The sequence below is a fragment of the Paraburkholderia terricola genome, from assembly GCF_003330825.1.
In the GTDB taxonomy this organism is placed as follows: domain Bacteria; phylum Pseudomonadota; class Gammaproteobacteria; order Burkholderiales; family Burkholderiaceae; genus Paraburkholderia; species Paraburkholderia terricola.
This window is the reverse complement of sequence record NZ_CP024941.1, coordinates 2,134,501-2,153,483: the sequence shown is the minus strand read 5'-3', so window position 1 is coordinate 2,153,483 and position 18,983 is coordinate 2,134,501. Positions and strand designations below refer to the sequence as shown.

Annotated in this window: 19 protein-coding genes and 2 pseudogenes; 13 read left to right on the top strand and 8 right to left on the bottom strand. The window is 65.3% G+C overall.

The genetic code is table 11. The features are described from left to right. Positions 1-63 precede the first annotated feature (63 nt). The 3 genes from CUJ90_RS09655 to CUJ90_RS09645 all read right to left on the bottom strand — a co-directional run bounded on the left by CUJ90_RS09655 (position 64) and on the right by CUJ90_RS09645 (position 3,871). Entirely contained in the window at positions 64-1,797 is a 1,734-nt protein-coding gene (locus tag CUJ90_RS09655) for a ClcB-like voltage-gated chloride channel protein (RefSeq protein ID WP_114162553.1), read from the bottom strand. Between the two features lie 112 nt (positions 1,798-1,909). Then, complete coding sequence (locus CUJ90_RS09650; RefSeq protein WP_114162552.1) at positions 1,910-2,647, bottom strand: glutathione S-transferase; 738 nt, start codon at positions 2,645-2,647, stop codon at positions 1,910-1,912. A gap of 144 nt (positions 2,648-2,791) precedes the next feature. After that, the gene (locus tag CUJ90_RS09645; protein ID WP_114162551.1) at positions 2,792-3,871 is read right to left on the bottom strand and encodes a YeiH family protein; all 1,080 of its coding nucleotides are present in this window, start codon (positions 3,869-3,871) and stop codon (positions 2,792-2,794) included. A gap of 116 nt (positions 3,872-3,987) precedes the next feature. On the opposite strand from CUJ90_RS09645, the gene CUJ90_RS09640 reads away from it, so the two are divergent. From CUJ90_RS09640 to CUJ90_RS33735, 6 genes and pseudogenes are all read left to right on the top strand, one after another. Then, the gene (locus CUJ90_RS09640) at positions 3,988-4,890 is read left to right on the top strand and encodes a LysR family transcriptional regulator (RefSeq protein WP_114162550.1); all 903 of its coding nucleotides are present in this window, start codon (positions 3,988-3,990) and stop codon (positions 4,888-4,890) included. Positions 4,891-5,212: 322 nt separating this feature from the next. Then, positions 5,213-5,986 (top strand): sugar phosphate isomerase/epimerase family protein, encoded by a 774-nt coding sequence (locus tag CUJ90_RS09635; RefSeq protein WP_114163508.1) that lies wholly within the window; start codon positions 5,213-5,215, stop codon positions 5,984-5,986. 599 nt (positions 5,987-6,585) lie between these two features. Further along, entirely contained in the window at positions 6,586-7,584 is a 999-nt protein-coding gene (locus tag CUJ90_RS09630; RefSeq protein WP_114162549.1) for a sugar kinase, read from the top strand. Positions 7,585-7,672: 88 nt separating this feature from the next. Continuing rightward, positions 7,673-8,956, top strand: coding sequence for an MFS transporter (locus CUJ90_RS09625; RefSeq protein WP_114162548.1), 1,284 nt, complete (start codon positions 7,673-7,675; stop codon positions 8,954-8,956). Between the two features lie 4 nt (positions 8,957-8,960). After that, complete coding sequence (locus tag CUJ90_RS09620; RefSeq protein ID WP_114162547.1) at positions 8,961-9,926, top strand: 2-hydroxyacid dehydrogenase; 966 nt, start codon at positions 8,961-8,963, stop codon at positions 9,924-9,926. 11 nt (positions 9,927-9,937) lie between these two features. Further along, positions 9,938-10,462, top strand: a pseudogene (locus tag CUJ90_RS33735) (LacI family DNA-binding transcriptional regulator); the annotation flags it as partial. 416 nt (positions 10,463-10,878) lie between these two features. On the opposite strand, the pseudogene CUJ90_RS33730 reads toward CUJ90_RS33735, so the two are convergent. After that, positions 10,879-10,935, bottom strand: a pseudogene (locus tag CUJ90_RS33730) (hypothetical protein); the annotation flags it as partial. On the opposite strand from CUJ90_RS33730, the gene CUJ90_RS33725 reads away from it, so the two are divergent. The 3 genes from CUJ90_RS33725 to CUJ90_RS09605 all read left to right on the top strand — a co-directional run bounded on the left by CUJ90_RS33725 (position 10,934) and on the right by CUJ90_RS09605 (position 12,601). Continuing rightward, positions 10,934-11,212 (top strand): substrate-binding domain-containing protein, encoded by a 279-nt coding sequence (locus tag CUJ90_RS33725; protein WP_422879700.1) that lies wholly within the window; start codon positions 10,934-10,936, stop codon positions 11,210-11,212. The pseudogene CUJ90_RS33730 and the gene CUJ90_RS33725 overlap by 2 nt on opposite strands. 137 nt (positions 11,213-11,349) lie before the next feature. Next, complete coding sequence (locus CUJ90_RS09610; protein WP_114162545.1) at positions 11,350-12,159, top strand: YhfC family intramembrane metalloprotease; 810 nt, start codon at positions 11,350-11,352, stop codon at positions 12,157-12,159. Positions 12,160-12,235: 76 nt separating this feature from the next. Further along, positions 12,236-12,601, top strand: coding sequence for a DUF3022 domain-containing protein (locus CUJ90_RS09605; RefSeq protein WP_114162544.1), 366 nt, complete (start codon positions 12,236-12,238; stop codon positions 12,599-12,601). A gap of 19 nt (positions 12,602-12,620) precedes the next feature. Here CUJ90_RS09605 and CUJ90_RS09600 read toward each other — a convergent pair whose 3' ends face one another. Next, complete coding sequence (locus CUJ90_RS09600; RefSeq protein WP_073431056.1) at positions 12,621-13,058, bottom strand: PGDYG domain-containing protein; 438 nt, start codon at positions 13,056-13,058, stop codon at positions 12,621-12,623. Between the two features lie 164 nt (positions 13,059-13,222). Further along, the gene (locus CUJ90_RS09595) at positions 13,223-13,750 is read right to left on the bottom strand and encodes a Spy/CpxP family protein refolding chaperone (RefSeq protein WP_114162543.1); all 528 of its coding nucleotides are present in this window, start codon (positions 13,748-13,750) and stop codon (positions 13,223-13,225) included. A 192-nt stretch (positions 13,751-13,942) separates the two neighbouring features. On the opposite strand from CUJ90_RS09595, the gene CUJ90_RS09590 reads away from it, so the two are divergent. The 4 genes from CUJ90_RS09590 (at position 13,943) to CUJ90_RS09570 (ending at position 17,699) form a co-directional block, all read left to right on the top strand. Then, positions 13,943-14,827, top strand: coding sequence for a LysR substrate-binding domain-containing protein (locus tag CUJ90_RS09590; RefSeq protein WP_114162542.1), 885 nt, complete (start codon positions 13,943-13,945; stop codon positions 14,825-14,827). 267 nt (positions 14,828-15,094) lie between these two features. After that, on the top strand, positions 15,095-15,676 hold the full coding sequence (locus CUJ90_RS33190; RefSeq protein ID WP_244219897.1) for a hypothetical protein: 582 nt from the start codon (positions 15,095-15,097) through the stop codon (positions 15,674-15,676). Between the two features lie 241 nt (positions 15,677-15,917). Beyond that, on the top strand, positions 15,918-16,376 hold the full coding sequence (locus CUJ90_RS09575; protein WP_073431062.1) for an Lrp/AsnC family transcriptional regulator: 459 nt from the start codon (positions 15,918-15,920) through the stop codon (positions 16,374-16,376). A 225-nt stretch (positions 16,377-16,601) separates the two neighbouring features. After that, positions 16,602-17,699, top strand: coding sequence for a saccharopine dehydrogenase family protein (locus tag CUJ90_RS09570; protein ID WP_114162541.1), 1,098 nt, complete (start codon positions 16,602-16,604; stop codon positions 17,697-17,699). A 236-nt stretch (positions 17,700-17,935) separates the two neighbouring features. Here CUJ90_RS09570 and CUJ90_RS09565 read toward each other — a convergent pair whose 3' ends face one another. Together CUJ90_RS09565 and cydX are read right to left on the bottom strand one after the other, a co-directional pair. Further along, on the bottom strand, positions 17,936-18,553 hold the full coding sequence (locus CUJ90_RS09565) for a P-loop nucleotide/nucleoside kinase family protein (RefSeq protein WP_114162540.1): 618 nt from the start codon (positions 18,551-18,553) through the stop codon (positions 17,936-17,938). After that, the gene (cydX, locus tag CUJ90_RS09560; protein WP_114162539.1) at positions 18,550-18,696 is read right to left on the bottom strand and encodes a cytochrome bd-I oxidase subunit CydX; all 147 of its coding nucleotides are present in this window, start codon (positions 18,694-18,696) and stop codon (positions 18,550-18,552) included. The genes CUJ90_RS09565 and cydX overlap by 4 nt, the downstream gene beginning before the upstream one ends. Positions 18,697-18,983: the final 287 nt, after the last annotated feature.

Genomic DNA, 18,983 nt, shown 5'->3' with positions numbered 1-18,983 from the left:
ATTTCGGCGCGGCGTCTTTCTTATTGTAGGGAATCCGCCGGGCTTTGCACGGCGGGCGCCTGCCTAGCGAGCCGGATTCATGCGGAAATAAGCGTCGAGCAGCGAGGTCTTGTAGACCACGCCCGCGAGCGTCGGATGCGCGGCGCTTTCGATCACCGGCAGCCGTTCGCCCTGGAACGCGAGGAAGTGCTGCAACGCGACGCCGAGCGGCATGTCGGGCGTGAGCACGTCGAAATGCGGTTGCAGATAATCCGCGGCCGTCTTGGTGGAGGTATCGCGCTTGTCGAGCAGATCCGAGGTGATGTCCTTCAACGCGACCACGCCGAGAAACGCCCCCGACTCATTGGCGACGTACAGATACTTCACCGGATATTCGAGGAACACGCGCGTCATGTCGTGCACGGTCGCGTTCGGCGGCACGACGGTTTCGGCCGGGCGGATCAGCTCACGCATCTGCGTGGCGCGCAGGCGGATGCGTTCCTGTTCCTGCTGATTGCGGCGCAGCGTGATTTCGTACATCGAGGTCTTGCCGATCGCGCGCGACACGAAATACGCGACCACGCATGACAGCATCAGCGGCAACACCACCTGATAGCTGAGCGTCATCTCGAAGATCATCAGGATCGCCATCAGCGGCGCCTGGGTCGCGCCCGCCAGAAACGCGCCCATGCCGACCATCGCGTAGGCGAACGGCGCCGACGTGCCGTGCGGCCACAGCGCGTGCATGCCCTGGCCGAACAGCGAGCCGACCACCGCGCCGACGAAAAGCGTCGGCGTGAAGACCCCGCCGATCGCGCCCGAGCCGGCGGTGGCCGCCGTCGCGATCAGCTTGAACAGCAGCACGACGACGAGTGCGCCCCACGTCCACGACGAATGCAGGATCGAGTTGACCACGCTGTAGCCGTTGCCCCAGACCTCGGGCGTCCACACCGACAGAATGCCGACCACCAGGCCGCCGAGCGCGAGCCGCGCGGGCAGCGGCAAGGGCAGCTTGCGAAAGCCCGCCTTCGACGCGTCGAGCAGCCGCAGAAACTGCGGCGCGGCCGCGCCGCACAGCACGCCGAGCGCGACGAACAGCATCACCTCGACGCCCGTCACCGGCGGAAACACCGGCATCTCGTACGGCGGCTTGTAGCCGGCGAATTCGCGCATCGTGATGTTGGCGACCACGGCGGCGACCACCACGGGCCCGAAGCTTTCCATCGCGATCGAGCCGAGCACGATCTCGGTGACGAAAAACGCGCCGGCGATCGGCGCGTTATACGCGGACGTGATCCCCGCCGCCGCGCCGCAGGCCACCAGCAGACGCAGCCGCGCCGGGTCGAAATGCACCCAGCGTCCGATCAGCGATGCGGCGAGCGCCGCCAGTTGCACCATCGGTCCTTCGCGGCCGATCGAGCCGCCGCTCGAAATCGTGAACAGCGACGACACGCTGCGCCACAGGCTCAGCTTCACCGGCACCACGCCGTCGCCGATCGCGACCGCTTCCATGTAGTCGATGTGGTTGCATTTGTCCGCGTGACGCTGCGCGATCAGCAGAAAGAAACCGGCGATCAGACCGCCTGCGGCGGGCAGCCAGATCCGCACCGTCCACGGCAGGCTGCGCGCCATTTCGACGAAACTGCCGGACTTGCCGGCCACCGCGAATTGCAGCAGCGCGATGCCCTCGCGAAAAGCGATCGTCGCGAAGGCGCCGGCGACGCCGACCACCACCGACCAGACCAGCATCGTATGGGCTTCCGAGAGACGGAAGAGATTTTGGGCGCGGGTGCGCAGCTTCAGCAGGAACGAAAGCACGTCGGCGGGACAGGGCGTGAGAGGGAGTGGAAAAACGCGCACGGCAACAGCAGCGCGCCCGCTCTCGAAAGCGGGCGCGCGGCGGCGGGTGAGCGGGGAAGAGCGGCGCGGGTCAAGCCGCCGCCTTGTCGAGTTCGGGATAGTGCCGGAAGATGCACGCTTCGTTATGCTCGATGCGCCGTTCCGACTGCAGATACGCGGCGATGTTCGGCCGCTCGATCACGGCGTCGTGCAGCGCGGCGAGCCGCGGATAGTGTTCGCCGAAACGCTTGAGCGCGCGCGGAAACGCGTATAGCAGACCGTCGATCAACTGGAACATCGACAGGTCGACGTAGGTGAGCGCATCGCCCACCATGAAGGTGTCGCCGGCCGGATTCTGCTTCAGCACGCGCTCGAAATAATTCATGAACTTCGGAATGCGGTTGTCGATGAAGTCGTGCGCGCGCGCCTTGGCCGCGTCTTTCTGATCCTCGTAATAGAGCGCGCTGGCGAGCGGATGATGCGTGTCGTGCGCCTCGGTGACCACGTCGGCGATCGTCAGTTGCAGGCCGTTGGCGACGTAGCGCAGGCTCTCCACCGAAGGCGCGAGGTTGAGCCGCGGGCCCAGGTAGAACAGGATGTTGGCGGTCTGCGAAATCACCAGATCGCCGTCCTTCAGAAACGGCGGCGCGAAGGGCGGATACGGTTCGTCCCTGCTCTTCATGACGGCCATCATCGCGCTCGTGCCGAGGCCCTCGGCGGGCTCGCCGCGCGCCACTTCCACGTAGTCGGCGCCGGCTTCTTCCAGCGCGAGCCGCACGAATTCGCCGCGGCCTTGCAGGCCGTCCCAATAGTAAAGTTCCAGGCTCATCGATCGATCCTCATTCGGGTTGCGGTGAACGGGTTGCATGAGTAGGTAACGTGAGCAACCAGTATGCCGTGCGAGCGCGCCGGATGTTCTCCAGAATGCGCGAAACCCCGCGCGCGGCGGGGTGGGTTCGAAGGCGAGGGCGGCTTAGCCGAGCAGGTGCTGGACAGTCCATGTGATTCCGAGTCCGCCCAAGGTCAGCCACACGTACAGGATGAAACCGGTGGTCAGCGCGCGCGGGCCGGCCTGACGGATCTGCGAGATGCGCGTCTCGATGCCGAGCGCGGTCATGGCCATCGTCAGTGCGAAGGTGTCGAGCGTGTTGAGCGCGCTGGTCGCGGTTTCCGGCAGCACATGCAGCGAGTTGATCACGACGAAGGCGAGAAAGCCGAGCGCGAACCACGGAATCGCCAGCTTGCGCGGGGCATGGTGCTTGCCGTCGTGCGCCGCCGGGCCGCGCGCCGTGCGGTTCACCCACATGCCGACCATCAGCAGCACCGGCACCAGCAGCATCACGCGAGTCATCTTGACGATGGTGGCGATGTGCGTCGCTTCCGGGCTCACGTTGCTGGCCGCGCCGACCACTTGCGCCACCTCGTGAATCGTGCCGCCGAAGAAAAGCCCCGCGCCGACCGTGTCCAGATGCAGCCAGCCCGCCTTGAACAGCGCCGGATAGAGGAACATCGAAAGCGTGCCGAACAGCACGACGCTGCCCACCGCCATCGCGCTCTTGTGCGGCTTCGATTGCAGCGTCGACTCGAAGGCGAGCACGGCGGCCGCGCCGCAGATCGCGCTGCCCGCGGCCGTCAGCAACGCCGTGTCGCGGTCGAGTTTCATGATTTTCATGCCGGCCCACGTGCCGAGCACGAGCGTGCTCACGACGATCAGCACCGATTCCGCGAGCCCCGGCAAGCCGACCTGAGCGATTTCCTGCAGACTCACGCGCAGCCCGAAGAACGCCACCGCGATGCGCAGAAGCTTGCGCGCCGAAAAGTTGATGCCGGCCGCCCAGCTTTCCGGCATGCCGTCGCGCAGCGCGTTGCCGTAAACGGCGCCCGCCACGATGCCGACGATCAGCGGGCTCAGCCCCAATCCGGCGATGGCCGGAATCGACGCGATGTGGGTCACGGCAGCCGCGAAAAGCGCGACGAAAAGAATGCCGTTGAGCAGGCCGCGAGTGGACGATCCGGCCGGTGTGGTTGCAGCGGTGAGATGGGCAGTGGTCATGGCGCAGTCCTTATTGGCTGGCTGATTCAATGGCCCTAATCCTAAATTGAATATAACGATATGAAAAATCGTGATTTGGGATGTAAAGTATCGGCTAAATCGATATTTGTATCCTCATGACCCCCGACCAGCTTATAACTTTCGCCGTCGTCGCCGAGCATCGCAACATCAGTCGCGCGGCTGTCGCATTGCATTTGTCGCAGCCGGCGGTGTCCGGGCAATTGCGGCAGTTGCAGGACGAATTCGGCGAACCGCTTTACCAGCGCGACGGCCGCGGGGTGCGCCTTACGCCCGCCGGCGAGCAACTGGCGAGCTATGCCGCGCGGCTGCGCGATACCTGGCGGCAAGCGCACGCGTACCGCGACGCCTTGCGCGGCCTGGAGCAAGGCACGTTGCGGATCGGCGCGAGCACCACGCCGGCGAGTTATCTGCTGCCGTATCTGATCGCCGACTTCCATCGCCGCCATCCGGACGTCACGCTGCATACCGCGGACGGCAATACCACGGAGATCGTCGGCGCGCTCGGCTCGGTGGACATCGCGTTGGTCGAGGGGCCGGTCGGCGCGGATCTGCCGCCCGACACCGCGGTGCACGCCTGGCGTGAGGATGAGATCGTCGCGATCATGCCGCGCTCGCATCCGTTGGCGCAGGCGGGCGGCGCGGGTCTCGAAAGCAGGCGGGCGGAACTGGCGGATTTCGGCGCGCATCCGCTGGTTTTGCGCGAGGCCGGATCGGGCGTGCGGCAGGTCGTCGAGCGGGCGTTCGCGCGCGCGGGCGTGCCGATGCGAGTCGCCCTGGAAATCGCCGGCGTCGAGGGCGTGAAGGAGGCGGTGCGGGCCGGCATGGGCATCGGCTTTGTCTCGGCCATGTCGATGCGCCATGAGAACGGCGCGTTGCGTCTGTTCTCGCTAAGCCCGGAGCCGCTGACGCGGCGGCTGTCGATCCTCGTGCCGCATGCGAGCGCGCCGTCGCGGGTGGTCGAACAGTTTCTCGCCCTGTGTCTCGCGGATGGCGCGTGAAGTGGCGTGCAATGTGACGCGCGATGTGAAGCGCGATGTGACGCGCGATGTGACGCGAATCAGCGCGAAACTGGCGGACCGGTTGCCGGCGCCAAGGCTGCGGACCGTGGGATCCCGGCGGGCGGCTCCGGGCATCCTCGCCGCCAGCAGACACGCTCGACACACTTGCCATGCCACGCTTCCCCTGGGGATTTCCTCTATGGTGCGTCACCCCGGCCACGGCGCACTATTCGGTCGTCCAAGCGCCTCGGCGCTTTTTTTCGAAACGGTGTTGGAACCGGTTCCAAACGCTGATACGACGCAAAATTCGAGCGGATTCGACATGACAGAAGCAGTTGACGTGGTGATCGTGGCAAGCGCTTTCGGCATGGAGGCGGTCCGCGCGGGCGGCCATCTGAAATGGGCCGAGGCGACGGGGCGAGCCGGCGCGGCCGGCTTCGAGGTGCGCCGCGAACTGTTTTCCGACGAGGCCGACGCGGCGCCGCCCGCGTTGCGCGCGCTCGGCAAGCGGATTGCCGAGCTGGGCCTGTGGTCGGTCTACTCGACGCCGGCTTCGCTTTACACGACGGACGGCAAGCTGAACGCCGACGCGCTGCGCGTCTCCGTCGAAGAAGCGATTGCGCTCGGCGCGCGCTTCGTCAAGTTGCAACTCGGCGGTTTCGCCGCCGAGGCCAATGCCGCGGTGATCGCCGAGCATATGCGTTGTGCGGATGTGCGGCTCGTCGTCGAAAACGGGCAATTGGCCGAAGGCGGATCGCTCGCGCAATTCGTCGGGCTGTTCGACGCGTTGGCGCGTGAAGGGCATGCGGACGTGCTGGGCATGACCTTCGACATCGGCAACTGGGCATGGCGCGGTGTCGCGCCGCTCGACGCGGCCGGGCCGCTCGCGGCGCACGTCGAATACATCCATTGCAAGACGGCGGTGGGCGAAGGCGCGCGGCGCTTTCCCGCCGCTCCGGCCGCCGGCGACGCGCAGTTCGCCGCGGTGCTCGACAACCTGCCGCGCCACGTGCCGCGCGGCATCGAATTTCCGTTCGATGCGAGCCGTATCGATACGGACGCGGCGCACTACGTCGCATGGCTGGCCGCCGCGTAAGCGGCAGGCAGGACCTGAGAGAGCAGCGGTAGGTAAAAAGACGCGCGGCGGAAAGTAGGCGGCGAGGCGTGAGCAGTGTTAGCGGAGTCAAAGAGGCGCGTGCGGGGAAGCGCACGCCGTGAAGAGGCAAACGCCGTAAAGAAGCAAACGCCGTAAAGAAGCAAACGCCGTAAAGAAGCAAACGCCGTAAAGAAGCAAACGCCGTAAAGAAGCAAACGCCGTAAAGAAGCAAACGCCGTAAAGAAGCACACGCCGTAAAGAAGCACACGCCGTAAAGAAGCACACGCCGTAAAGAAGCACACGCCGTAAAGAAGCACACGCCGTAAAGAAGCACACGCCGTAAAGAAGCACACGCCGTAAAGAAGCACACGCCGTAAAGAAGCAACGCCGTAAAGAAGCACACGCCGTAAAGAAGCAACGCCGTAAAGAAGCACACGCAAAGAAGCACACGCAAAGAAGCACACGCAAAGAGGCCCACGCAAAGAGGCCCACGCAAAGAGGCCACGCAAAGAGGCCACGCAAAAAAGCGCACCAGGACACGCAACCCGTAAACCGGCACCACCCCGACCCACCACCCAAAGGACCCGCAGGAGCGAAGCATGAGCAACCCAGGCGCAGCACTCGACGTCATCACCTACGGCGAAGCAATGGCCATGTTCGTGGCCGCCGAAACCGGCCCGCTCGCGGGCGTCGGACGGTTCACCAAGCGCGTCGCGGGCGCCGATCTGAACGTGGCGATCGGTCTTGCCCGGCTCGGCTTCAGGGTCGGCTGGATGAGCCGCGTCGGCCACGATTCATTCGGCCAGTACGTGCGCGACACGCTGACGAAGGAAGGCATCGACCAACGCCGCGTCACCACCGACGAGCGCTACCCCACCGGCTTCCAGCTGAAGTCGAAAGCCGACGACGGCAGCGATCCCGCGATCGAATACTTCCGCAAGGGATCGGCGGCGAGCCACCTGTCGCTGGACGACTACGCGGCGCAATACGTACTCTCCGCCCGTCATCTGCATCTGACGGGCGTGGCCCCGGCGATCTCCGCGAGTTCGCGCGAACTCGCCTTCCATCTGGCGCATGAAATGCGTGCGGCCGGCAAGACGATTTCCTTCGACCCGAACCTGCGTCCGACGCTGTGGCCCTCGCGCGCGGCGATGGTCGAAGGCTTGAACGCGCTCGCGGCCCTGGCCGACTGGGTGCTGCCCGGCATCGGCGAGGGCGAGATCCTGACCGGCTACACGCAGCCCGAGGACATCGCGAAGTTCTATCTCGACCGCGGCGCGCGCGCCGTGATCGTCAAGCTCGGCGCGCAAGGCGCGTATTTCCGCAGCGCCGACGATGCCGCCGTGATCGCCTGTGAACCCGTCGCGAACGTGGTGGACACGGTCGGCGCGGGCGACGGCTTCGCGGTCGGCGTGATCAGCGCGTTGCTCGAAGGCAAGCCGCTGCCGCAAGCGGTGGCGCGCGGCAATCGCATCGGCGCGCTGGCGATCCAGGTGATCGGCGATTCCGAGGGTCTGCCGACGCGCGCCGAACTCGACGCGCTCGAACTCGATACGCTCGAACTCACTGCCGCACCGCGCATCGCCAACGCCGCGTGAACGCCGTTCGATAACAACAAGAGCGCCCGCACGGCGCCGCATGACAACCGTTCATCATTGTTTCGGAAAGCCGTCAAAGGAGACACCCATGACTTCATCGCTTGCGATCCGCCGTTGGTGGACGATCATGCCGATCGTTTTCATCACCTACAGCCTCGCTTATCTCGACCGCGCGAACTACGGTTTCGCCGCCGCCGCCGGCATCAACCAGGACCTGGGCATCAGCAAGGGACTGTCGTCGCTGATCGGCGCGCTGTTCTTCCTCGGCTATTTCTTCTTCCAGATTCCGGGCGCGATCTACGCGGAACGCCGCAGCGTCAAGAAGCTCGTGTTCTGGAGCCTCATTTTGTGGGGCGGCTGCGCGGCGCTGACCGGCATGGTCAGCAACATTCCCTCGCTGATGGTGATCCGCTTCATGCTCGGCGTGGTCGAAGCCGCCGTGATGCCGGCGATGCTGATCTTCATCAGCAACTGGTTCACGAAGCGCGAGCGCTCGCGCGCCAACACCTTCCTGATTCTCGGCAATCCGGTCACGGTGCTGTGGATGTCGGTGGTGTCCGGCTATCTGGTGCATTCATTCGGCTGGCGTCACATGTTCGTCGCCGAAGGCGTGCCGGCGATTCTATGGGCCGTGTGCTGGTGGTTCATCGTGCAGGACAAGCCGCAGCAGGTCTCGTGGCTCACGGCGCAACAGAAGGCCGATCTCGCCGAAACGCTGCGCGCCGAGCAGGCCGCGATCAAACCCGTGCGCAATTACGGCGAGGCGTTCCGCTCGCCGGCGGTGATCAAGCTGTGCGCGCAATATTTCTGCTGGAGCATCGGCGTGTACGGTTTCGTGCTGTGGCTGCCGTCGATCCTGAAGAACGGCTCGACGCTCGGCATGGTGGAAACCGGCTGGCTGTCCGCGCTGCCGTATCTGGCCGCGACGATCGCGATGCTTGCGGCTTCGTGGGCATCCGATAAACTCAACCGCCGCAAGGTGTTCGTGTGGCCGTTTTTGCTGATCGGCGCGGTGGCCTTCGCGGCGTCGTATGCGATCGGCTCCACGCACTTCTGGCTGTCGTACGCGCTGCTGGTGATCGCCGGCGCCGCGATGTACGCGCCTTACGGCCCGTTCTTCGCGATCGTGCCGGAACTGCTGCCGAAGAACGTCGCGGGCGGCGCGATGGCGCTGATCAACAGCATGGGCGCGCTGGGTTCGTTCGTCGGCTCGTACGTGGTCGGCTATCTGAACGGCGCGACCGGCTCGCCCGCGGCATCGTATGCGTTCATGAGCGTGGCGTTGATCGCCGCGGTGATCCTGACGCTGGCCGTCAAGCCGCAGCCGCTCAGCAAGGCCCCCACGCTCGCCACACCGTTGCAAGGAAAATAAGCTGATGAAGAAGATCGTCGCCTGGAAATCGTTGCCCGAGGACGTGCTCGCCTATCTGCAACAGCATGCGCAAGTCGTGCAGGTCGATCCCGCGCGGCACGACGCGCTGGTTGCCGCGTTGTGCGACGCGGACGGCGGCATCGGCGCCAGCGTGAGGATCACGCCGGCGATGCTCGAAGGCGCGAGCCGGCTGAAGGCCTTGTCGACCATCTCGGTGGGCTTCGACCAGTTCGATGTCGCCGATCTCACGCGGCGCGGCATCGTGCTCGCGCACACGCCGGACGTGCTGACCGAATCGACCGCCGACACCGTGTTCTCGCTGATTCTGGCGTCGGCGCGCCGGGTGGTCGAACTCGCGAACTGGGTCAAGGCCGGGCAGTGGCGGCAAAGCATCGGGCCGGCGCATTTCGGCGTGGACGTGCAGGGCAAGACGCTCGGCATCGTCGGGCTGGGGCGCATCGGCGGCGCGGTCGCGCGGCGCGCGGCGCTCGGCTTCGGCATGAAGGTGCTGTACACGAACCGCAGCGCGAATCCGCAGGCGGAACAGGCGTACGGCGCGCGGCGCGTCGAGTTGGCGGAGCTGCTTGCCAGCGCCGATTTCGTCTGCCTGCAAGTGCCCTTGACGCCCGAGACGAAGCACCTGATCGGCGCGGCCGAACTCGGGTCGATGAAGCGCAGCGCGATTCTGATCAACGCTTCGCGCGGCGCGACCGTCGACGAAAACGCGCTGATCGAGGCGCTGCGCAACGCCACGATTCACGGCGCGGGTCTCGACGTGTTCGAGACCGAACCGCTGCCGGCCGATTCGCCTTTGCTGACGATGCCGAACGTGGTCGCGTTGCCGCACATCGGCTCGGCGACTCACGAGACGCGTCACGCGATGGCGCGCAACGCGGCGGAAAACCTGGTCGCTGCGCTCGACGGCACGCTCACCGCCAACATCGTCAATCGCGGAGTCTTGCGTCGGTGAGCCATGCGCCAATGAACCCGATGCCGCCCGCCACGCCGCGCCGCGCGACGATCACCGACGTCGCGCGCGAAGCCGGCACCGGCAAGACCAGCATCTCGCGCTATCTGAACGGCGAGATGAGCGCGTTGTCGCCCGAGTTGCGCGCGCGCATCGAGGCGGCGATCGAACGGCTCGACTATCAGCCGAACCAGATGGCGCGTGGGCTCAAGCGTGGCCGCAACCGGTTGATCGGCATGCTGCTCGCCGACCTGACCAATCCGTACACCGTCGAGGTGCTGCAAGGCGCGGAAGCGGCCTGTCACGCACTCGGCCTGATGCCGCTGATCTGCCACGCGGCGAACGAAGTGGAGATGGAGCGGCGCTATCTGCAACTGCTCACCACCTATCGGGTGGAAGGCGTGATCGTCAACGCGCTCGGCGTGCGCGAGGAAACGCTGCGGCCGGTGGGCGGCGGCGGGATTCCGGCGGTGCTGGTGGACCGTTCGGTGGAAGGGCTCGTCGCCGATATGGTCGGCCTGGACAACCGGGCGGCGGCCGAACTCGGCACGCGGCATCTGCTGGATAACGGCTTCGACGAGATCTGGTTCGTCGTGCAGCCGTTCGAGCAGGTCAGTTCGCGGCAGTTGCGCGAGGCGGCGTTTCGCGAGGTGATGCGCGCGCAGGGGGAGTGGAGTGCGAGTGCGGTGGGTGGTCGAGGGGAGGGCGGTTGGGGGGCGTCGGGAGTAAGTGGAGTAAGCGGAGTAAGCGGAGTAAGCGGAGTAAGTCGTGCAGGCGCCAATGGTCGCGTGCGCGGGCATACGCTGGTGCTCGATCTTGCCGACAGCGCCGCGGTGCAACGCGGCCTCGCCGAACTCGACCGCGCGATCGATGCGGCTGGCGATGCAAGCAATGCCTCGACCAACGCCCCAACCAACGCCCCAACCAACGCCCCAACCAACGCCCCAACCAACGCCCCAACCAACGCCCCAACCAACGCCCCAACCAACGCCCCAACCAACGCCGCACGCATCGCCCTGTTCGCCGCGAACGCGCCGGTCGCGCTCTGCCTCGCATTGCACCTGAAGGCGCGTTACGGCGCCGCCTGGCAATCACGCGTCGCGCTCCTCTGCATCGACGACCCCGATTGGGCCGAATTGACCGGCGTCACGACCATCCGCCAGCCCACCTACGAGATCGGCTACCGCGCGGTCGAGTTCCTGCACGAGCGCATCGAAGGCGTTCAAACCAGTGCGCGCGACTGCCTTTTGCAGGGCGAATTGATCGTCCGCGCCTCGACCTTGCGCTGATTTCCTGCTGATTTCCCACTGACTTCCCGCTGACTTCCCGCTGACTTCCCGCTGACTCCGCGCTGACTTCGCGCTGATCTGCGATCATTCGGGCTGCGGCGCGCAGCGGGTGCGCGCCGGTCATCGCAAGGAAACTCATGGTTGTTGCACCGCTTACCCTGTCGAGCCTCGCCGTCGCGACGCTGCTGGTCGCCGCTTTACCGTTCCTGATCTACCGTCGTCTGCGCCGGCCGCTCGCGCTCAAGCCGCGCGATGCGATCATCGGCATCGCCGTGTTCGCGCTCTTCGCGATGGTGATCGAGCGCGCGCTGAACGATTACGTGCTGCATCGGAACGAGGCGACGGCCACTTTCCTGTCGAATCCGCTCGCCTTCGTGGTGTACGCCGCGCTCGTTGCCGGAATCTGCGAGGAGGTGGGACGCTTCATCGGCATGCGCCTGCTGCTTAAGCGCGCCGCGGCGAAGCCGGCCTCCACGGCGGCCGCCGGCGACGGCACCGCGCTCACCTACGGCCTCGGCCACGGCGGCGCCGAAGCGTGGCTCGTCGGCGTGCTGGTGCAGATTCAATGGATTCTGTTCGCGGTGCTCGAAAACCGTGGCGAACTGGACGGCTATCTAAGCAACCTGCCGGCCGATTCGTTGATGCGCATCCACGTGATTCTCGCAAGCCTGACGCCGCAGACGGCCGGCATCTTCGCGCTCGAACGCGTGGCCGCGCTGGTGTTCCAGATCGGCTTGTCGGTGCTGATGTGGCGCGGCTTGCGGGCGGGCTGGCGCGGCATCCTGCCGCTCGCCATCGTGCTGCACGCGCTGGTTGACGTGCCCGCCGCGCTGTTCCAGGCGCAGCTCGTGCCGCTCGCGGCGGTGGACGGTATTTATGCGCTCGCGGCGCTGCTCGTCGCGGGTCTGTTGTTCAGGACGTTCCGGCGTGCGCCGGTGCCCGCATGAGCCATGCCGGCGCGTTGAACCGTCGGCCCATCTTGGCGATATCCGCGGACTCTCCAGACCACTTTCGGCACATCTCATGGAAGCTTACCAATACGACTGCGCGAATTCCGAGTTCGAGGAATTGGCGCGCGTCATCAGCGATCTGTTCCCCGAGCAGACGCAGTTCATCCAGCGCGCGGCTGAGGACGGCACGCCGACGCTGGCGATTCACTGGGTGGCGATGCGTTTCGGCGCGGCCGCGCGCCGCATCGTGATGAGCGTGGTGATCGCGCCGGCCGCGTGGGCGCGTTATCGCGCGTTGCCGGCGCGGCTGCGCGGCCGCAGTTTCGCGGTGCTGCGCGCGTATGTCGAAGCGAGCATCGGCTCGCTCGAAGAGCAGTATGCGAACGGCGAGGCGGTGCCGCGCGACGTCACCGTCGATCTGGGCGACGAGTTTGCCTGACAGTTTTGCCTGAAGCGAATCAATCCGCGAGCCGATAGACCTTCGCGAAGCGCGCGGCCTGGACGACGCCGTAGTCGCCCGGCGCGTACTGCATGATCCAGTCGCCGGCCGCGCCGTGCAGCACGTCGCCGCCGTCCGCCGAGCGGGCGAGCGAGAACGCTTCGTTCATCTGTTTGGCGAGGACGACGGCGGGGCGGTTGCGGTACGGGCCCGGTTGGCCATGCGAGACGGCGGCGTCGGCAGGGAGGTATTTGGCATCGAAGCGCTCGCGCGAGACGACCCAGCGGTCGCCGGTCGATCCGGTGATCAGCGCGTCGCCGCGAGCATAGCGGTTCGGGCCTTCGAGGCTCATCAATTGGCCTTCGGCGGCGGCGAATTCGACGCTCACCGTTTCGTTCTTGACGACACGGCGAGCGTTGGCATCTTGACTGAGGTCGAGGTTTTTGAGTTCGGTCATGAAGCGAATGGGTGGAGAGATGTTGACCGCGGCGCCGTGACGTGGCGCCGCGCATGCCCGCATCATGCCAGATGCGTCTCGAGACCCGCTTCTTTTGCCGCTGACGGCGGCGTGAATGAATCGCGGCGCAGCGCGCAAACGCCGCGCTGCGCGCGATCAAAGTCTTACGGCTTGACCGCCGCGTCGCTCGCGGGCGCCGGCGCGACCTTGCCGACCTTGCCCTTGCCATGATGACGCCGACCACCCTCGACGCCGCCCGGCTGATGGAACGTCACGTCGGCCAGCTTCTTCTGTTCCGGCGAGAGGCTGTTGTACAGCGGGTCGAATGCGTCGACCAGCTTCTTCATGCCGTCCGCGTGCGCTTGCGAGATCGCGGCATATTGCTTCATGTCGTCGACCGCCGTCACGTTGGTGGCCGCCTTGCGCTGCTGGAACAGTTGGCCCATCGTCTGGCCGTTGCCGCGCATCACGTCGGCGAAGGCGTTCCACTGCGGCTCCTGCGCCGCCGTGATCTTCAATTGCGAGTGCAGGTAGGCGATGCGGTCCTCGACGTTGCGCTCGTGTCCGGCCTTGGCGGCGGGCGAGGAAGCGGCGGCGCTCGCCGCGGGGGAAGCCGGAACCGGCGCGGAAGCCTGGGCGAATGCGCCGCTCATCGCGACGGCGGAGGCCAGCAGTACCAGTGTTTTTTTCATCGAAACTCCTGATGTCTATTCGAATTGGGACAAGGCGTACAGGGCGAGCGGCCCGCCATGCATGCGTGAGCCGTGGCGACGCATGGCGACCGGCTGCCTGGTTCGCCGTCGGCGCTATTAGTATCACGATATCCCTACAATGCGGCTCGTGCGCGACAAACGCTTACAACCGAAACGAACAGGAAATAGCGGGTGGATAAATTCGTCAGCATGGAGATTTTCGTCGCCGTGGTCGAGGCGGGCAGCTTGACTGCGGCGGCCGAGCGCTTCGACATTTCGTCGGCGATGGTGGGCAAGCACATCCGTTCGCTCGAAACCCGATTGGCGACGCGGCTGCTCACGCGCACCACGCGCCGGCAAAGTCTGACGGAGATAGGCCGGCAGTATTACGAGCAATGCCGGCGGATTCTCGCCGACGTGAAGGCGGCCGAGTCGCTCGCCGAGGCGATGGCGGCCGCGCCGCGCGGCGTGCTCAAGGTGACGGTGCCGCTCACTTACGGCGCCGAGGTTTTCGCGCCCGCCATGACCGACTATCTGAGCGCGTGGCCGGACGTCACGCTCGAACTCGATCTGTCGAACCGTGTGATCGACCTGGTGGAAGAGGGCTTCGACGCGTCGGTGCGGATCGGTCATCTGCCGGATTCGAGCTTCGTCGCGCGACCGTTGAAGCCCTACCGGATGCGCGCGTGCGCGTCGCCCGCGTATCTGGCGCGCGCCGGCACGCCGCGCACGCCGGCCGATCTCGCGCATCACGAATGCCTCGGTTTTCTGCATTGGGGCCGCGAAGGAACGTGGCGGCTAGACGGCGAAACCGCCGGCGACAAGCCGCTGCGTGCGGGCCGGTTTCGCGCCAACAACGGCCAGGCGCTCAAGGTTGCCGCGTTGCGCGGCTTCGGCCTCGTGTTGCAGCCGGAGGCGTTGCTCGCCAAGGAGATCGCCAGCGGCGAACTGGTGTCGGTGCTCGAGGACTATCTGCCTGAAGGCGCGCCGGTTCATCTGCTTTATCCGCGCGATCGCCGCGCCACGCCCAAGCTCACCAGCTTCATCGATTTCGTGATCGAGCGGTTCGGCGCGTGAGCGAAAGCGCTGCACGCGAGTGCGTTTTTGAAGTCGCAGACGCAACAGACGATTCCGCTTCGTAATATTCGCGCATGACCATCGGAACTCCAGCGATGTTTACCGCAAACGCCCACCGGTCAAGTTCGAGCCAACGCGTCGCACATGCCAAGCTGCGAGGCTTACATCCAACGCGCTCCGCAAGCGCTGCCACGCTACTGCTCAATGTACATGCGCCACTCCGGAAACTGATCGAAGAAGCTTTCGTTCACATGGACGAGATACAGCGTGGTCGAGCTGGTGTTCGTGGTCTTCCCCGGTTCGTTGAATATCGTGAGACCTGGATCGACTCCACTGGTGCTCGCCCATGCGGTGAGATCGTCCGGGAGGTTCCCTGCTTCCTCCCGCGGCACGCGCAACCTGATCGGCTTCATGACATTTCCTTTACGCGATGACATGCGTAAAGTGTATGGAGCGCTTGGCAAAGATCAACCACAAATAAACGCGGCCGCCTTCGCGTATGTCGACGATCTAGTCGATCTAGACTCAGAAAGCCGCAGCCATACGAAGAAAAGAACCGCGCGCGGCGGTACCGCGACACTAACGTTCGAGGTGTCTATGTGGGAAAAAATCGACTACAAGGGATTTGAAATCTGGGTGCTGCCGATCCTTGCATACGGGCCCCCGACGCCAAACACCCCCTACCATTACAACGGGTATGTATGCCGACCAGGCGCTGATCTGCGTCATGCCGGGCAACGCAAGCAGTTTTATGAACTCGGCGACGTCTTTGCGACCGAAGCAGAGGCGCTCGATGCGGCCTATCGCGAGGGGCGCGATCTCGTGGACTCACTGGTTGCCAACGGCTGACATGAAAAAGCCCCGCGCGGGGCTGGGCTATGGAAATGGCGCTTGCTTCCGGCCTGCTTCTTTCCAGACTGAGGTGGGGGCGGTGGGGCGTAAGACCAAAGATCAGCGGAAACGCACCACCGGCCTTGACGTATGAATTCTGTCGGGGGACCAGGTGTGCCGGGTCACCGCATCGCCCCTCTCGCGATTGAAGACGCGCGATAATCCATCCGGCCACCGATCAACCACTTCCTTCTTCCCGATGAGACCTCCGCGCCTCGATCAACTCGACGACCTCGACCGCAACCTCGTTGCGCTGCTGCAAGCCAATGCGCGCGAGAGCGTCGCCAATCTCGCGCGCCAACTGGGCGTGGCACGCACCACCGTGATCGCGCGCATCGCGCGGCTCGAACGCAGCAACGTGATCGCGGGCTATAGCGTGCGGCTCGGCCAGGACGTGCTCGACTCGAGCATCTATGCGTACGTCGGCATCATCATCGCGCCGCGGCACGGGCCGGCGGTGCAGAAGCGGCTCGGCAAGATGCCGGAGGTGCAGTTGCTGTGCGCGGTGAGCGGCGAGTTCGATTACGTCGCGTGGCTGCGCGCGGATTCGCCCGATCGCCTCAACGATCTGCTCGATCAGATCGGCGGGCTGGAAGGCGTCGTGCGGACCACGACCTCGATCATTCTCGCGCGCAAGATCGACCGCGGCATGGTGTGAGCGCAGCGCGCGCCGCTTACGCCATTTTTATACGTTTTCGACATTTAGACTGGCCGTGTCGTCATAACGTCGAAGTCTATGGTCATAACGCAGCATTTTGCGTGTATGAACTGTTTTTGATTCTCCCTAAACTGTGTCTCAAGGGTTCGGCCCGCCGGGCGCGGCGCGTAGCGCGCAGCGCACTTCCACGCTTGAGACAGCGCACACAAAAAATTGGAGAAGCGCATGAAAGTAGCCATCGTTGGCGCAGGTTTGATCGGTCACACCATTGCCCACCTGTTGCGCGACACCGGCGACTACGATGTCGTCGCGTTCGACCGCGACCAGCACGCGCTCGACAAGCTTTCCGCCCAGGGCATTCCGACCCGCCGCGTCGATTCCGCCGATGCCGCCGCGCTGCGCGCCGCGATGCAAGGCTTCGATGCGCTCGTCAACGCGCTGCCTTATTACCTGGCCGTGAACGTGGCCTCGGCGGCCAAGGGCGCGGGCGTGCATTACTTCGACCTGACCGAGGACGTGCGCGCCACCCACGCGATCCGCGCGATCGCCGACGGCGCCGAGCACGCCTTCATGCCGCAATGCGGTCTCGCGCCGGGCTTCATCGGCATCGCCGCGCATGAACTGGCGAACCGCTTCACGGAAATCCGCGACGTCAAGATGCGCGTGGGCGCGCTGCCGGAATTTCCGACCAATGCGCTGAAGTACAACCTGACGTGGAGCGTCGACGGTCTGATCAACGAATACTGCCAGCCGTGCGAAGCGATCCGCGACAGCCGCACGCAATGGGTGCAGCCGCTCGAAGGCCTCGAGCATTTCTCGCTCGACGGCACCGAATACGAAGCCTTCAACACCTCCGGCGGCCTGGGCACGCTGTGTGAGACGTTGTCGGGCCGCGTCGAATCGCTCGACTACAAGTCGGTGCGCTATCCGGGCCACCGCAACCTGATGCAGTTCCTGCTGGAAGACCTGCGTTTGTCGAGCGACCGCGACACGCTCAAGACCATCCTGCGCCGTTCGGTGCCGGCCACCGCGCAGGACGTGGTGCTGGTGTTCATCACCGTGAGCGGCATGCGCGACGGTCAACTGGTGCAGGAGGTGTTCACGCGCAAGATCTTCGCGAAGACGGTGTGCGGCGTGCCGATGAGCGCGATTCAGATCACCACGGCCGGCGCGATGTGCGCGGTGCTCGATCTGTTTCGCGAGAAGAAGCTGCCGCAAAGCGGCTTTGTGCGCCAGGAGCAGGTATCGCTGCGCGAGTTCCTCGCGAACCGCTTCGGCCAGTTGTATGAAGGCCGCTCGCTGGATGCGATGGCGACGGTGTAAGGCGGCGCGGTTGCGAAAGGCTCGATGCTAGGGGCCGTGCGATTGGGCGGCGACGTGGTTGTCGACGCGGTTGTTGTCGAACCGTCCGCCACGAGCAAGCAGAAAGGTCCCGCAGAGGACCACTCGAACGCCCCGCCATGCGGGGCGTTTTTTATATCGGACGAGTAGGGAAACAAGTCGGGCGCAAGCCCGGCGCGACACCCGCATCCACACCGTCACTACGACCAGGGCCCGCGCTACACAGGCACCGGCGGCATCCCCGACACCGCAAGCGGCTCACCGACGATCCGCGCCAGCAGCGCCTCGTAATCCGCCGCGGCGGGCGCGGTATTGTCGAACATCAACAGGTCCTCGCAAAGGTCGCCGCTCGGCACGAAGCGGCGCTGCCGGTACTCGTCCCAGTGCGCGAGCTTGTAGGCGTCGTTCGGATTGCCGCGCGCGACGATACGCTGATGCGCGGTCTCTTCCGACGTATGGACCCATACGACCCGCAGCGCGACGTTCGCATCGACCCCCAGCCAGGCGCGATCGAACAGGCGCCGTTCGCGCACCTCGCGCGACAACGGCCCGACCACCAGCGCACTGATGCCGAGCGCGAGATTGTCGCGGGCGGTATCGAGCAGGCCGCGATACTCGGGTTCGCGCAGATGCTCCAGAAACAGCGGACTGTCGCGATCGTTCGGATCGCCTGTGAGCATGCCCATGGCGGCCGCACTATAGCTGCCGTAGAGCGTGTCCTTGTCGAGCAGGCAGAAGGGCGATGCGGTGGCCTTCATCAGCGGACCGATCAGCTTCTTCGCAAGCGTGGTCTTGCCGGTGCCCGCGTGACCGCAGAAAAAAACCAGACGGGTCAAGGCGTGTCCTCGGCGGTGCCGGACGCGCTGCCGGCGGATTGCGGGTCGCGCGCGAACTTGCCGTTGGCTTCCAGCCACATGACGTTGATAATGCCGAAGCCCAATGCCACGCCGATGCCGAGAATCCAGGTGAAGTACCACATTGCAGTCTCCTTGGTCGTTATGTCTATCCGGCGAGGCGGGCGGCGAGTGTCGCGCATGGCCGGTGCAGCGAAGCGGAAGTGCGGGCAAATCATGTTCGCGGCGGGCGAAGCCGTGACGCTCGCGTCCACGGCACCGGGCTTTGCAGCGATCATGAAGAAGAACACGGCGTCACGCAAGGGGCGCGCATTCATCGCGCCCGGGGTATAACAATTCGATACATGAGGTCGATGCGGCGCCCCGTTAGCCCGTTAACATGACGGCTATCGCATTCGTTCATGCGAATCCG

Bases quoted from the DNA above. Each gene is read 5' to 3' on its own strand.
- CUJ90_RS09625 (WP_114162548.1), top strand. From the start codon at position 7,673: ATGACTTCATCGCTTGCGATCCGCCGTTGGTGGACGATCATGCCGATC.
- cydX (WP_114162539.1), bottom strand. From the start codon at position 18,696: ATGTGGTACTTCACCTGGATTCTCGGCATCGGCGTGGCATTGGGCTTC.
- CUJ90_RS09645 (WP_114162551.1), bottom strand. From the start codon at position 3,871: ATGACCACTGCCCATCTCACCGCTGCAACCACACCGGCCGGATCGTCC.
- CUJ90_RS09570 (WP_114162541.1), top strand. From the start codon at position 16,602: ATGAAAGTAGCCATCGTTGGCGCAGGTTTGATCGGTCACACCATTGCC.
- CUJ90_RS09595 (WP_114162543.1), bottom strand. From the start codon at position 13,750: ATGAAAAAAACACTGGTACTGCTGGCCTCCGCCGTCGCGATGAGCGGC.
- CUJ90_RS09575 (WP_073431062.1), top strand. From the start codon at position 15,918: ATGAGACCTCCGCGCCTCGATCAACTCGACGACCTCGACCGCAACCTC.
- CUJ90_RS09610 (WP_114162545.1), top strand. From the start codon at position 11,350: ATGGTTGTTGCACCGCTTACCCTGTCGAGCCTCGCCGTCGCGACGCTG.
- CUJ90_RS09600 (WP_073431056.1), bottom strand. From the start codon at position 13,058: ATGACCGAACTCAAAAACCTCGACCTCAGTCAAGATGCCAACGCTCGC.
- CUJ90_RS09650 (WP_114162552.1), bottom strand. From the start codon at position 2,647: ATGAGCCTGGAACTTTACTATTGGGACGGCCTGCAAGGCCGCGGCGAA.
- CUJ90_RS09620 (WP_114162547.1), top strand. From the start codon at position 8,961: ATGAAGAAGATCGTCGCCTGGAAATCGTTGCCCGAGGACGTGCTCGCC.
- CUJ90_RS09640 (WP_114162550.1), top strand. From the start codon at position 3,988: ATGACCCCCGACCAGCTTATAACTTTCGCCGTCGTCGCCGAGCATCGC.
- CUJ90_RS09630 (WP_114162549.1), top strand. From the start codon at position 6,586: ATGAGCAACCCAGGCGCAGCACTCGACGTCATCACCTACGGCGAAGCA.
- CUJ90_RS09635 (WP_114163508.1), top strand. From the start codon at position 5,213: ATGACAGAAGCAGTTGACGTGGTGATCGTGGCAAGCGCTTTCGGCATG.
- CUJ90_RS09605 (WP_114162544.1), top strand. From the start codon at position 12,236: ATGGAAGCTTACCAATACGACTGCGCGAATTCCGAGTTCGAGGAATTG.